The sequence below is a fragment of the Pseudomonas sp. Bc-h genome (assembly GCF_002080045.1).
In the GTDB taxonomy this organism is placed as follows: domain Bacteria; phylum Pseudomonadota; class Gammaproteobacteria; order Pseudomonadales; family Pseudomonadaceae; genus Aquipseudomonas.
In genome coordinates this window covers 245,092-258,685 of record NZ_MUIN01000002.1, presented here as the reverse complement: position 1 = coordinate 258,685, position 13,594 = coordinate 245,092, and the positions used below count along the sequence as shown (strand labels likewise).

Below are 13,594 nucleotides of genomic sequence, written 5' to 3'. Positions count from 1 at the left end.
TTTCAGGGATGGTGTGCATGGTTGCCTCTCGGATCGTTATTGTTGTCGAGACTTATCGTTATCGGTGCAGCGGTGGATCAGCTCAATTCGAATAGGTGGGCGTCGTCGGTACTCCAGTCAAAGCCGGTCATCTGGCCGGGTTGCAATTGTTTGAAGAGGGCGTTGTTGGGCACTTTCACAATCAGTGGCTGCTGATTGCTCAAACTCAGATGCACCCGCAGGTGGTCACCGAGGTAAACGCTGTCGGTCACCGTGGCCTGCCTGGGCATGCTTGCCACCGGACCCAAGCGAATGTTCTCCGGGCGGATGACCAGTTCGACCCGTTCAGGTCGCAGGCCCTTGAGCGCTTTGGCGGAGCCTGTGACCTGCAGGCCGTTTTCAAGAATCACTTCACAGGTCTGCTCATCGCGATGCCGGGCGGCGCCGATCAGCACGTTGTTCTCACCGATGAAGTTGGCGACGTAGGCGTTTTCCGGTTGCTCGTACAGCGCTGTCGGCGAGCCGATCTGGGCGATGTCACCCTGATGAAACACGGCAACCCGATCCGACATCGTCAGCGCCTCGCTCTGGTCGTGGGTCACATAGACGATGGTGACGCCCAGGGATTTGTGCAGTTGCTTGATCTCGTACTGCATGTGTTCGCGCAGGTTCTTGTCCAGTGCGCCCAACGGCTCGTCCATCAAAATGATTTCCGGTTCGAAGACCATCGCCCTCGCCAGAGCAACGCGCTGTTGCTGCCCACCGGAAAGCTCGGTGATGCGCCGTTGCTGCATGCCATGCAGCTGCACCATGTCGATGGCGCGCTTGACCTTGGCCTGTAGATCCGTGCGATTGAGGCCTCGCATTTTCAGGGGGTAGGCGAGGTTTTCCTCGACACTCATGTGCGGGAACAGCGCGTAGTTCTGGAACACCATGCCCATGCCTCGCTGATGAGCCGGTTTTTTCTGGATCGGCGTGCCACCCATGAGAATCTCGCCCCGGGTCGGAGTTTCGAAACCAGCGAGCATCATCAGCGTTGTGGTTTTGCCGGAGCCCGAAGCGCCGAGCAGGGTCAGGAATTCGCCCCGACTGATGCCGAGATTCAGATCCTTGATGACTAGCGTCTTGCCGTCATAGCTTTTCTGAACGCCTTTGAACTCGATCAACGGCAGAGTGGTTTGAGGGACAGCGGCCTTGGCGTTCATCACAGTGAGAACCCGTTGGCCAGAGCGACGACATCCAGCGCGCGCGTCAGGCGGGCGACCAGTTCGGCGATCTCTTCGGCGGTAATGATGAAGGGCGGCGCGAGGGCGATGGAGTCCCCCATGTTGCGTACGATCATGCCTTGTTCCCGGGCCGCCCGCTCGACTTGGGCGCCGATGCCGATGTGCGCTGGAAAGGACGCACGGGTCGTTTTGTCCGCGACCAGTTCCAGCCCGGCCACCAGGCCGATGCCGCGCAGCTCGCCGATTAGCGGGTGTGCCAGCAGCGGTTCCAGCTGCTGATGCAGCAGGCGGCCCAGCTCCTCGGTGCGCTCAGGCAAATGCATTTCCTGGTAGATGGTCAGGGTTTCCAGCGCTACTGCGGCCGCCACCGGATGGCCCGAGTAGGTAAAGCCGTGGCCGAAACCACCCAATTGCTGGCTCTGCTCTTCAATGGCCTGATAGACATTCCCCGCGACCACCACGCACGAGATGGGTTGATAACCCGATGACAGGCTCTTGGCGCACGCCATCATGTCCGGCGCAAAGCCCAGGGTCTGATGACCGAACCAGCGACCGGTGCGGCCAAATCCGCAGATGATTTCATCGGCCAGGAACAGAATGTCGTGCTTCTTCAGCAGCGCCTGAACGCCTGCGAAGTAGCCCGCAGGAGGGACAATTACGCCACCGGCACCCATCACCGGTTCCGAGATGAACGCGGCGATGGTGTCGGCGCCTTCCGTTTCGATGCGTCGCTCCAGTTCCCGCAACAGGCGCTCGGTGAACTGCGCCTCGCTTTCGCCCTCAGTGCCGTAGCGGTAGAAGTGCGGGCACTGCACGTGCAGGACGCTGTTTTCCAGCGGCAAGCCGAAGGCCGCGTGCATGTTCGGCAACCCCGACAGGCTGGCGCCCATCACCGTCGAACCATGGAAGCCTTTCTGATGAGCAATGACCTTGCGCTTGCTGCCATTGCCGCGAGCCCGATGGTACGCCCAGGCGAGCTTGATCATGGAATCGTTGGCTTCCGAGCCTGAGCAGGCAAAGAAAATCTTCGGTTGTTCGAACGGTACGAGGCTGGCGATGCGTTCGGCCAATTGTGCAACCACGTTCGGCACCCGGTGGTTGAACGTGTGGTAGTAGGGCAGCACGGCCATCTGGCGTTGCGCCGCCTGCACCAGCCGAGGATTGGAAAATCCAAGCCCTGCGCACCACAGCCCCGACATCCCTTCGATGTAATCGCGGCCGTGTTCGTCAGTCACGTAAATCCCTGACCCTCGCTCGATCACCAGCGGGCCGTGTTGTTGATGCGCCCGCAGATTGGTCTGCGAATGCAGATGGAAGCGCACGTCCGTGCGGGCCAGTTCGGTTAGGGGAAGGGTCGTTTCCTGCATCATGAAAGCCTCGTTGAGCGTTGCTGATCACTTATAACTTATATGATTGGCACCGAATCTGATGCCATGCAAGCCCTGGCCGCGAAAAAATAAAAACGTCCCTCGGTGGTTGATTCTACAAAATATAACTTATAAGTTGTAAGAAGAAGGCCGCGTCAGGCCTCGATCAACCCACTCAGGAGTGCCCTCATGCCCGCTGCAAATCTCGCGGTTCGTGATCCCGTAACGCCGTTGACGCCCGAGCAAATCGCTCGTCTGAAAGAGCGCGCACTGTTCGTGCGCCTTGAGACGGTGCGGCTGATTTCCATCGCCAAAGTCGGCCACTACACCTCGGTGTTTTCCTGCGCGGAGATCTTTTCCGCGCTGTACTACGACGCCATGCGCCTCAAACGCGGCGAGCCGAAGTGGCCGAGACGCGACCGTTTTCTGATGGGCAAGGGCCACGCTGCCGTCGGCCTCTACCCGCTGTTGGCCGACTGGGATTTCTTCGACAAGGCCTGGCTGGATGACTACACACGTCTGGGCAGCCCACTGGGCGATCACCCGGACATGCGCAAGGTGCCGGGAGTGGATTTCAGTTCGGGGTCCATCGGTCACGCCTTGTCAGGCGGCCTGGGCATGGCGCTGGGCGGACGTTTGCGGGGTAATGCCTTCGATGTCTACGTGCTGCTGGGCGATGGCGAGATGCAAGAAGGGCAGGTCTGGGAAGCGGCATTGGCGGCAGCGCATCACAAGACCGGCAACCTGATCGCCATCGTCGATCGCAACGGTTACCAGCTCGACGGCAAGGTCGATGATGTGGTGGGTATCGAACCGCTGGCGGACAAGTGGCGGGCCTTCGGTTGGGACGTCCGGGAAGTGGACGGCCATGACGTGGCCGCCGTGGCGATGTTGTTCCGGGAGTTGAAGGCGGAGCCTGCGCGGGAACGGCCGGTCTGCGTGATCGCCCTGACCGCCAAGGGCAAAGGTGTGGAGTACATGGAAACCGAACCCGGCTGGCATCTGGGCTGGCTTGCGCCGGAAGACGAGTTGCTCGCCATCGAAGAAATCAAAGCCAATGGAGGTGTTCAATGAGTGCGCCAGTCAACCCGAAAAGCTGGCAGTACCGCCAACTGAACGCAATCAACCCCGGGCTGGATTACCTCTCGGAAGGATTGCTGGATCTGGTCGCCGACGGCCATCCCATCGCCGTCGGCACAGCCGACTTGCAGTATTCCAACGGCCTGAACCGCTTTGCCGAAAGGCACCCGGATCTGTTCATTCAGTTCGGCATCGCCGAGCAGAACATGGTCAGTGCTGCGGCCGGCATCGCCACCACCGGGACCATACCGTTCGTGGCCACTTTCGCATCATTTCTCGCGTTGTTGTGCTGTGAGCAGATCCGTATGGACGTGGCTTATTCGGCCTTGCCGGTACGCCTGATCGGCCACCACACCGGCATCAGCCTCGGCTTTTATGGCACCTCGCACCACGCCACGGAAGACATCGCGATCATGCGCAGCATCGCCGATCTCACGGTGGTTGCTCCGGCAGACGGTCCACAACTGGCGGCCGCCATTCGTGCCTCGATTCACCATCCGCAGCCGATTTATTTCCGCATCGGGCGTGGGCAGGAACCGGCTGTTTACTCGGATGACGTCACCTTCGAATTTGGCAAGGCCATCGTGCATGCCGTGGGCCGTGATGTGACCCTGATCGCCACGGGCAGCATGCTGCATCCGACTCTGGAAGCCGCCAAAGCACTGACCGAAAGCGGTCTTGCGGTCGGCGTGGTTGACATGCACACCCTCAAACCCATCGACCGCGAGGCGATCCTGAACGCTGCCGCCGGAACCAACCTGCTGATCACCGTCGAAGAACACAACGTCCTCGGCGGCCTTGGGGGGGCCGTGGCCGAAGTGCTGGCCGATGAGGGCGCCGGCGTTCGATTGGTTCGCCATGGCATCCATGACGAGTACAGCCTCATCGCCCCGCCTACGCATCTCTACAAGCATTACCGGCTGGACGCGGCGGGGATCGAAGCGGTCACCCGCGAAGCGTTGGCCAACATTCCAGGCAAGGAGCAGCGCCATGTCGGCTAATCAAGCGTGGTATGCCCGTGCCGAAAAAGTCCTGCCGGGCGGTCATCTGAGCCCCAGCCGCAAGCTTGGACAACCCTATGCATTCGTGCGCGCAGAAGGGGCGTATCTCTTCGACGCCGACGGTCATCGCCACACGGATTTTCACTGTGGATTTGGCGCCCATGTTTTGGGCCACGGGCATCCGGCAATCCGTGATCGGGTCTTCGAAGTGGCGCAGCGCATGGACTTGATGGGGGCGGGCATTACTGACTTGGAAGTCGAAGTGGCCGAGGCGCTGGTCGGTTACATTCCTTGCGCCGAGCAGATTGCGTTCTGCAACAGCGGCTCGGAGGCGACCTATCACGCGCTGCGCCTTGCGCGTGCGGCCACGGGTCGCAAACGGATCCTCAAGTTTCAAGGCGGATACCACGGCTGGCACGATTACGTCGCCATGAACGGTCAGACCGCCAGAGAGAGGATCGGCCAGTTCGATCCGATGTCCGACGGTATTCTCCACGCGGCTGCCGAATACACCGCCGTCCTCCCTTACAACGATGCCGATGCAGTCGAGCAGTACCTCAAGGCTCATCCGGGGGACGTGGCGGCCATAATCGTCGAACCTATCGCGCATAACATGGGGGCGGTGGCGGCGACGGACGCTTTTCTTAAAGACCTGCGTAGCCTGACACGCGACCATGGCGTGGTGCTGATCTTCGATGAGGTGATCACCGGTTTCAGACACGCGCTGGGCGGCTATCAGTCGATCGTCGGCGTGACGCCGGATTTGGCCACGTTCGGCAAGGCTGCCTCGTCCGGCTATCCCGTGGGGTTCATTGCCGGGAAACGTGAGTTGATGCACTTGATCGGTTTGACCGGTCCCAAGGGCGTCTTCATGGGCGGCACCTGCAATGGCACGCCTTCGACCTTGGCGGCGGTGCAGGCCACCCTCGAAGAACTGGCGCGCCCCGGTACGTACGAGAAGCTGTTCGAGTTGGGCGACTACATGCGCGCACAGCTGAACACCATCGTGCAGCGCTTGGGCATTCCAGCACAAAGCGCCGGTTATGGGTCGGCGTGGTTGCTGTATTTCTTCGAAGGGCCGTACCGCCAATACACCGATCTGTTGCGCAATGATGACTCGCGGGATGTGGCGTTTCGTCAGCTTCTGATCGAGAAGCGTCACATCTTCCAGCCGATGCAACTCAAGCGCCTGTACCTATCGACGGCACACACCCGGGAGATACTTGATGAGTCCCTTGGAGTGATAGAGGACGTCTTGAAAACCCTGGTCTAGCCGCTCATGTCGCGATGCGCCGAAGATGGAATTGCAGCCGACTTCGGCGCTGCGTAACCATCGGCACCTCAGTGCCTATATGTTATAAGTGGCACCTTATCGCGTATGGGTGAGCAAGCCGTTGTGCCGCCATCCGGGACCGAAACCATCAGGAGCTAACTGTGCAGATTCAACCCTTGGAGCAAGGCAACCTTTCGGCTCGGGCGTATTTTTCGATTCGTGAAGGACTGATCGCTGGAAACTTCAAACCGGGGGAGCGGTTGGTCATGCAGGACTTGGCGGAGCGACTGGGGACCAGTGTCACGCCTGTGCGGGAAGCCTGTCTCCGGCTGGTCAGCGAACGCGGTCTGGAACTTCGTTCTGGCCGGTTTGCAACCGTGCCGGCATTGACCCGGGCGCGTTATCTGGAGGTTCGTACCATCCGCATTGCGCTGGAAGGGCTGGCCGCCGAAATGGCGACCCATCATGTGACCGACGCCGACTTGGTCAGGCTTCTGGAACTGCACAATCTGTTCGAGGCGGCTGATCGAAAGAACGAAGCCATGGAGGCCATGCAGTACAACCGCGAGTTTCACTTTACGCTCTACAGGCTTTCGGGAATGGACATGCTCACTGCCCAAATTGAAAGCTTGTGGGTATCCATGGGGCCGATTCTCAATCTGTTCTATACCTTTGGCCATAATTCCTACGTCGGAGCGGATGAGCATTTGGTTTTGATCGCCGCTCTACGTGAAAGAAAGCCGGCGAAGGCCCGTAAGGCTATTGCAGAAGACATACTTCGCGGCGGAGTCAGCATCCTTAGATTCATTGATGAAGCACATGAACAATCGGCTTAAGCAGTCCTAAGGTCGCAGATCCGCTGATTGAACCGGCCTGTGTTCATATCATCAGGCCGGCGAACCTGATCTGCGGCGGTAGTCGCCCGGCGTGATGTCCAGATGCTGACGAAAAGCGCTGCCCATGTGGGACTGGTGGGCGAAGCCGACCTCCAGGGCAATGATGGCCAACGGAAGATCGGTCTTTTCAATCAAATGCCTCGCAGCCTGCAGCCTGATTTCGATCAGATAGGCATGGGGCGTAGTGCCCACTGCGCGAGTAAAGTCGCGCAGCAAACGCAGCGCATTGCAGCCATAGGTTGCGGCCAGTTGCTCAAGTGTAAGAGGCTGCCGGTAGAGCTCGCTGATTTGATCCAGCACTGGTTTAAGCGCATTCCACTTGAGGCGTTGTGGACGATCGTGAGCTGGCCTGGCCAGCTCGACCAAAGACATCGCGGTCTGTTCCAAAGACAGGTGATCGACCTGCGGGGAAATCAGCGCACGGCGTATCTTTTGCGCCACGCGCAAAGCCCTGATATTGCCTGCTGATTGAATGCGATGGTCCAGCATCGGCAGGTGACAATTGGCGAAGTGTCGATCCATACGCAGGACCAGATATTCGCCACCGCTCATGGACTCGGAAAATACGTCGACTCCGATGGGGGCTTGCGCGAGCACGCCGGGGAAAGTGTCAAAATCGACCCGGCGATCCGAATTGATGGCGTGCACTCCCTTCTGACGCTCCAAAGTGACGCCCAATGTATGCCACTGTGCAGGGTCATGGGCACTGTAAGCTGCACGCGGCAAGAGTTGGATGCAGACCGCACCGTCCAATATGTCCCGACTCAGCATGTGAAATTTCCTGATAGCTAAGTCTTTTGAAGAATGTGAATCTTTTTCGACACTAATACGTTCATTTTTGGGGAGGCAGCATGCGCACTATTGGCCTTATCGGTGGCATGAGCTGGGAATCCAGTATCGAATACTATCGGCTTATCAACCAGCAAGTTAGAACCCGACTGGGCCGGCTGCGCTCCGCTCAGTTGCTGATGTACAGCGTTGATTTCGGTCCGATCGAGCAAGCGCAACACCTGGGGCGCTGGTGTGATGCTGGCGCTATTTTAGCGGACGCCGCTGGCAGGCTCGAGTCAGGCGGCGCGGATTGCGTTGTTTTGTGTACCAACACGATGCACAAGGTCGCCGAGCAGATTCAGCAGGCGATCGGCATTCCATTTCTGCACATCGCTGATCCCACAGCACAGGCTGCTTTGGAGGCAGGCGTGACAACAGTGGGTTTGCTGGGTACGTCATTCACCATGGAGCAGGACTTCCTCAAGGACCGGTTGAAGACGATGGGCTTGAACGTCTTGGTGCCAGATGCCGATGACCGCCGGGTCGTTCACCGCATCATATACGACGAATTGTGCATGGGAGTCATAAACGAGACGTCTCGGTTGTCGTTTCAGCACGTCATCGAGTCTCTAGCCGCGCAAGGTGCGCAAGCCGTTATTCTGGGGTGTACCGAAATAGGCCTGCTAATCAAACCTGAGCACAGCAGATTGCCCTTGTTCGATACGACCGAACTGCATGCCCGGGCAGCAGTGACCTTTGCCTTGGGTCAGTGATTTGCGAGGCAGAGACATTGCAGAATGGCAATGCTGGCATGATTCAAAGAGAGGTCATGAGTCGCCGCGCCTACCTACCCATCTCGGGGTAGCCGGAATCACTGCCATTGAGCAGTAGAAGAGTAATGGGTGGTGTGTAATGCCCTAGATTCTTTCAGCGCCGGGGGAATAAGTTTAGGGGAGCTTCGTCATACAGGCATCAAAAGATAATGCCTTGTGAAGGAGTTTACATGAAGTCTAATTTGATCGCTTTGACATGCGTTGCTTTGAGCGCCTGGGCCGTGAATGCGTTTGCGGACAACGATCACACCCAGGACGTTCAAGAATATACCTACTCTACAAAACTTGATATCGCTGAGGTGACCATGAGCCCAGATCTGGATTTTTGCGGCGTTCGGCCGGTCGTCATGAGCTACGTTGACCGGATGGGTAAATCTCACAGTCTGCATTATGAGGCCAATGGTAATGCTTGCCTGAATGAAAACTGAGCGGAAAGGTCTGCCGTGTTTAATTGATTAATGAGGACTGACCCGTGTGCAATGGCACCTGGGTTAGTTTTTGAACCCGTTTTATATCTTGGGCTGTACAACCATGACTGATCGTCAGATGATTGTTCCAGATGGCATGAAATTGCTTTACGACCAAGCTGGTTATGCGCCGGCTGTCAAAGTAGGAAAAACGCTTTACTGCGCTGGCCAAGTAGGCCGGACGCCGGAATTATTAGTTATCGCAGATCCAGAGCAGCAGTTTCTAGCGGCATGGGAGAATCTGCGACTCGTACTGGAAGCCGGTGGCTGCGATTTTGCAGATGTTGTCGAAATGACCACTTATCACGTCGATATGCATTGCCATATGCCCATTTTCAGACGCGTGAAGGATGAAATCTTTCCCAGGGGAATCTGTGCATGGACTTGCATAGGTGTCAGTGAGCTGGCTCGCCCTGGACTTCTCGTGGAGATCAAATGCGTCGCTGTGCAGCGATAGTTCCTCTGATCGGCTCATGAGTGTGCAATTCCTTGCGCCGCAAATTGCCCATCACCAGCATGTTCAAACACGCCTCATGACCGATGCTGCGATCATCCTGTTCGGATGACCGCAGTAAGCTTTTAGAATTTGAAGCGTACACCCAGACCGTTCGGCTGCACGGAAATATCGGTCAAACGTACCGAACCTGAGTGAGACGAACTCGCGAATCAGAGGTGGTCTGTTTCTCGTGGTTCTGATCACCTGACCGCCGTTTATTGGCAGAGTGCCCGTCCTCAATCTTGCGCTGGCCACCGCGACATGAACTCGCCGATGGCGCTCAATAGCCTGGCCTTGGATGCGCCGTCGGCCGTTTCAATCGACAGGCCGCTCATGAAAATAAACACCGAGGCCGCCAATGCGTCTACGTCGGTAGAGGGAGGGATCTCTGCTTCAGTAAGCGCACGCTGAAGTCGCGCAGCCAACTGTTCTCGTTTCAACTCCCGTTGCTTACGCATGACTTCTCGAACATTGTCGGGCGATGGTGACATTCCCTTGTCGCCCAATACGAGCAGACAGCCTCTGGGGCGTTCTGTGTGAGTGAGCAAATTCACTGTCTCGATAAGGAGTGATCGCACGCCGTCGCGAAGTCGGTCAGCTTGCTCAAAAGCTTGCCATGATTTCTCTGCCTCGGTCGCCAGGTACAGCGCGACTGCTTCTTCAAACAATCCTTCCTTGCTTCCGAATGCAGCATACAAACTCGCGGGAGCCAGCCCCATTGACTGCGACAGTTCATGAATAGAGCTGCCTTGAAAACCGTTCACCCAAAACACTTCCATCGCTTGAGCGAGGACCTCTGCACGGTTGAAATGGCGCGGCCTTCCTCGTTTGGAAGGCGGGTCCGATTCTTCTTTCACGTGGGAATGCGACATGATCGAGCCTCGGTATCAACGTAGAAATGCATTCATTGCTGCCACTGTTTCCAGTGGGGCCTCTTCAGCATTGAAATGACCGCCAGGAACTTCGACCCCTAACGCCTCCGGGGTAAGGGTGCGGCGCCATGTGTCCAGAGGGGACTCCGGAGACTGGCCCAAAAACGCCTGCCCCCAAATGATTAGGGCAGGGGTCGTGATCCGCTTGCCCGCCTCGAAATCCTTCCTGTCCAACGCCACGTCCGGGCCAGCGCCTGCCCGGTAATCTTCTGCAAAACCATGAATCCGATTCGGGTTCGCCCAGGATTCGCGATACTGAGCCATAGCCTGAGGCGTCAAGCAATCCAAGGAACGACTCTCAGTGTGGTCGCGCATGAGATCCACCATCCATTCCAGGGTCAACATTGATTCACTGGTGGGGGTGGCCATCTCTCGCCAGTGCGGAATGAAACTGGAGTCCTGGTTTATTCGATCCCACAAAACGAATGTGGGCAGATTGTCCATCACGATGAGGCGCATAACGCGCTCAGGTGCAAACAACGCTAGGCGGCATGCGACGAAGGCGCCACGATCGTGGCCAGCCACGCAAAAGCTTTCGATGCCCAATTCGTCCAGCACGGCCAGGCAGTCCAGTGCCATTTCCTGTTTGGAATAACGCAGATGCAAGGCGTCACCTTGAGGGGAATCGGAATAACCATAGCCGAGCAGATCGATGCAGATGACCTCCCGCGTTTCGGCCAGAGCAGGCGCCACCTCACTCCAACAGGCGTGTGACTGAGGGAATCCGTGTATCAGCAGTAAGGGCGTGCCTTCCCCTCGGCGGCGGATGTGGAAACGTCCACGGGTTGTCTCGATGAGCTCAGTGGAAAAACCGGCGAAGTAAGCTGTCGTCATCTTCAGAACCTATTTATTTAGTGATCACTAAATAAATACATGGAATTGCTTGGCAACACAAGCGCCGCCTGCATGCACGTTCTGGGATGCGACTCCGTTGAGGCGGCAGTGGGTTGGCAGAGCGAATCGCGTCCGCCAACCCTGCAGTCTATTGAGAGTGGATCGAAATGCGCCTCCACTCGGCAAAGCTGCGAAATGCCGCAGCCTCAATTAAATGGAAACACCCCCGGCGACTTCAATCCGCTGGGCATTGACCCATCCGAATTCATCGGACAGCAGGCCTGCGATCACTGACCCTACCTCTTCAGGCAAGCCCACTCGACCCAACGCTGTCTGGGCTGCGATGAGCTTGTTGACTTGCGGATTGTCCCGTACAACGCCGCCACTGAAGTCGGTCGCAATGGCGCCTGGAGCCACGACATTAGCAGCGATTTTTCGCGGAGCGAGTTCCAGAGCCATGTAGCGCGTGAGCGATTCAACGGCGGCCTTCATTGAGCCATATGCTGCTCGATTAGGCATTGCGAAGCGTGCCAGCCCTGATGAAAGATTCACAATCCGTCCCCCGTCGCGCATCATGGGTACCAGCCGTTGGGTCAGTAAAAATACGCTTTTGAAATGCACTGCAAACAGAGCGTCCATTTCAGCTTCTTCGGTTTCGTAAAAGCTGGAATTTGAAGATGTTCCTGCGTTATTGACCAGGTAATCGAAGCACTCGACACCCAACTGCGCCAACGACGCCTGTACCCGGCGGGCGAAATCCGCAAATGACGTTGAGTCCGCGACATCCAACTGCAGAGCAATCGCTTTCGCTCCGGCTTCGGCGGTCAACGCAACAACCTCATGCGCCTGTACCTCGCCGGTCTGGTAGGTAAAAATCGAATGCACGCCTCGTCGAGCTAGGCACATCACGGTGTGACGGCCGATTCCTCGGCTGCCACCAGTCACGATGGCTACTTGGGTGGCTTGTTTTACGGGCTGATCTACGGGCATCGTATTGGGCCTTTATCATGGAGGTGCCTCAATGATGAAGCTTATAACGCGCAATCTGGATACCCGAACTCTTCGAGTTTTTGCCTATTCCTGTTCTCAATAATCAGATCACTTGCAGAGTGAGCAGCATGTCACGCCAGTTGATAGATTTGATCTTGCACTACACAGACGCCCAAGCGGGTCACGGCCCTTACGTCACACCCATTGCCGATGTACTCATTCTTCGCTCCGATCAAGAAAAGCCTCCCACGCACCGACTCTTCGCCCCGGCGATCTGCATCGTCGCCCAAGGTGCCAAATGCGCCGTGTTCGGAGATCGTTCGTTCGAATATCGTGCGGGTGAAGCGTTAATAGTGTCCGTCACGGCCCCCTCCCTTGGCCGTGTAATTCAAGCCAGTTCGGCCGAACCCTGTCTGGTTATGGCAATTGCCCTGGACCTGGCCCTGATGCGGGATGTCGCCGAAGGTCTGCACGTTTTAGACTCGATGAGCGCCGATTGCGAACGCGGTGTTCTCGTGACTGATTTCACGGGTCCGTTGAGTGACTGCGCGGTGCGCATCATGCGGCTGTTCGATACACCTCAAGCCATCGATACCATTTATCCGCTGATCATGCGGGAGATGTGTTTCTGGCTAATGGCCGGCCCAAATGGTCAGAGAATTGCTGAACTGCTCGTGGGAAGTCCCTCTGGCAAGCGAGTCAGGGAGGCCTTGGAATGGCTGCGTCACTGCTTCTCCCAGACCGTTCGACTGGAGCAATTGGCGGCGATTGCACAGATGAGTACTTCGGCCTTCCATCGTCAATTCAAAGCGCTGACGTCGATGACGCCTTTCCAGTATCAAAAAAAATTACGACTAATCGAGGCCCGGCGCCTTATGACATCGGAGGGCATCAATGCCGAGTCGGCCGCATTCCGGGTGGGATATGCCAGCCAGTCGCAGTTCAGCCGTGAATATGGACGAACGTTCGGAGAACCCCCAAGACGTCATATTAGAAATTTTTCTATTGGGGAATTTGCGAATTTGTCAGTTGACGATGGGCCGGAGCCGATTCAACTCAGGAACCGGGACACGAGCAACGTGAAGCATTGATCGGCTACAACCACCAAGCACCGGGTCTTCGGTATGGGACTTGAGCCTAACTTTTGCAAGGCGGTTGGGCTCCAATCCTAACAACTGATGCCGAGCTCCTGTCTCACAAAATTGTACGGCCACCGTACATTATTGAATATCCTCGGCAGAGCGCGCGCTTCAAACCGTAGTTCGATCTGAGCAGCCACACCGTTCTAAATAGCGAATCTCGCGGGTCTTCGTCCCGCGGCATGCTGAAAGTGCGAACAGCGCTCTAGGTGGGAGGAGTCAGGCTTTTCAGGAACATAAATACCAAGTGGTACAAATATCATTGACGAGTGATGCCGCTGCTTATACTGTACCGATCGTTACTTATATG

Annotated in this window: 14 protein-coding genes; 8 read left to right on the top strand and 6 right to left on the bottom strand. The window is 57.1% G+C overall.

Annotated features, from left to right (window positions below; genetic code table 11):
* Positions 1-77: 77 nt before the first annotated feature.
* A complete protein-coding gene (locus tag BWR59_RS03290; protein ID WP_081564207.1) occupies positions 78-1,184 on the bottom strand; it encodes an ABC transporter ATP-binding protein in 1,107 nt (368 codons plus the stop codon).
* On the bottom strand, positions 1,184-2,575 hold the full coding sequence (locus BWR59_RS03285; protein WP_081564206.1) for an aminotransferase: 1,392 nt from the start codon (positions 2,573-2,575) through the stop codon (positions 1,184-1,186). The genes BWR59_RS03290 and BWR59_RS03285 overlap by 1 nt, the downstream gene beginning before the upstream one ends.
* A gap of 186 nt (positions 2,576-2,761) precedes the next feature.
* On the opposite strand from BWR59_RS03285, the gene BWR59_RS03280 reads away from it, so the two are divergent.
* The 4 genes from BWR59_RS03280 (at position 2,762) to BWR59_RS03265 (ending at position 6,762) form a co-directional block, all read left to right on the top strand.
* Positions 2,762-3,646, top strand: a complete 885-nt coding sequence (locus tag BWR59_RS03280) for a transketolase (protein WP_081564205.1) — start codon at positions 2,762-2,764, stop codon at positions 3,644-3,646.
* Positions 3,643-4,653 carry a transketolase C-terminal domain-containing protein gene (locus tag BWR59_RS03275; RefSeq protein WP_081564204.1) on the top strand — a complete coding sequence of 337 codons (1,011 nt, stop codon included), beginning with the start codon at positions 3,643-3,645 and terminating at the stop codon, positions 4,651-4,653. Before BWR59_RS03280 ends, BWR59_RS03275 begins: the two co-directional genes overlap by 4 nt.
* Positions 4,643-5,926 (top strand): aspartate aminotransferase family protein, encoded by a 1,284-nt coding sequence (locus tag BWR59_RS03270; RefSeq protein WP_081564203.1) that lies wholly within the window; start codon positions 4,643-4,645, stop codon positions 5,924-5,926. The genes BWR59_RS03275 and BWR59_RS03270 overlap by 11 nt, the downstream gene beginning before the upstream one ends.
* 161 nt (positions 5,927-6,087) lie before the next feature.
* Positions 6,088-6,762, top strand: coding sequence for a GntR family transcriptional regulator (locus tag BWR59_RS03265; protein WP_081564202.1), 675 nt, complete (start codon positions 6,088-6,090; stop codon positions 6,760-6,762).
* A gap of 51 nt (positions 6,763-6,813) precedes the next feature.
* Here BWR59_RS03265 and BWR59_RS03260 read toward each other — a convergent pair whose 3' ends face one another.
* The gene (locus BWR59_RS03260; protein ID WP_081564201.1) at positions 6,814-7,593 is read right to left on the bottom strand and encodes an AraC family transcriptional regulator; all 780 of its coding nucleotides are present in this window, start codon (positions 7,591-7,593) and stop codon (positions 6,814-6,816) included.
* A gap of 80 nt (positions 7,594-7,673) precedes the next feature.
* Here BWR59_RS03260 and BWR59_RS03255 point away from each other — a divergent pair, with 80 nt between their 5' ends.
* From BWR59_RS03255 to BWR59_RS03245, 3 genes are all read left to right on the top strand, one after another.
* Positions 7,674-8,366, top strand: coding sequence for an aspartate/glutamate racemase family protein (locus BWR59_RS03255; RefSeq protein WP_081564200.1), 693 nt, complete (start codon positions 7,674-7,676; stop codon positions 8,364-8,366).
* 230 nt (positions 8,367-8,596) lie between these two features.
* The gene (locus BWR59_RS03250) at positions 8,597-8,854 is read left to right on the top strand and encodes a DUF2790 domain-containing protein (protein ID WP_168184442.1); all 258 of its coding nucleotides are present in this window, start codon (positions 8,597-8,599) and stop codon (positions 8,852-8,854) included.
* A 103-nt stretch (positions 8,855-8,957) separates the two neighbouring features.
* Positions 8,958-9,350, top strand: coding sequence for a RidA family protein (locus tag BWR59_RS03245; RefSeq protein ID WP_081564198.1), 393 nt, complete (start codon positions 8,958-8,960; stop codon positions 9,348-9,350).
* 275 nt (positions 9,351-9,625) lie between these two features.
* Here the strand turns inward: BWR59_RS03245 and BWR59_RS03240 are convergent, their stop codons facing one another.
* From BWR59_RS03240 to BWR59_RS03230, 3 genes are all read right to left on the bottom strand, one after another.
* Positions 9,626-10,261, bottom strand: coding sequence for a TetR/AcrR family transcriptional regulator (locus BWR59_RS03240; protein ID WP_081564197.1), 636 nt, complete (start codon positions 10,259-10,261; stop codon positions 9,626-9,628).
* Between the two features lie 15 nt (positions 10,262-10,276).
* Complete coding sequence (locus tag BWR59_RS03235; RefSeq protein ID WP_081564196.1) at positions 10,277-11,155, bottom strand: alpha/beta hydrolase; 879 nt, start codon at positions 11,153-11,155, stop codon at positions 10,277-10,279.
* Between the two features lie 210 nt (positions 11,156-11,365).
* Positions 11,366-12,145 carry an SDR family oxidoreductase gene (locus tag BWR59_RS03230; RefSeq protein WP_081564195.1) on the bottom strand — a complete coding sequence of 260 codons (780 nt, stop codon included), beginning with the start codon at positions 12,143-12,145 and terminating at the stop codon, positions 11,366-11,368.
* Between the two features lie 128 nt (positions 12,146-12,273).
* On the opposite strand from BWR59_RS03230, the gene BWR59_RS03225 reads away from it, so the two are divergent.
* Positions 12,274-13,236 (top strand): AraC family transcriptional regulator, encoded by a 963-nt coding sequence (locus BWR59_RS03225; protein ID WP_081564194.1) that lies wholly within the window; start codon positions 12,274-12,276, stop codon positions 13,234-13,236.
* Positions 13,237-13,594: the final 358 nt, after the last annotated feature.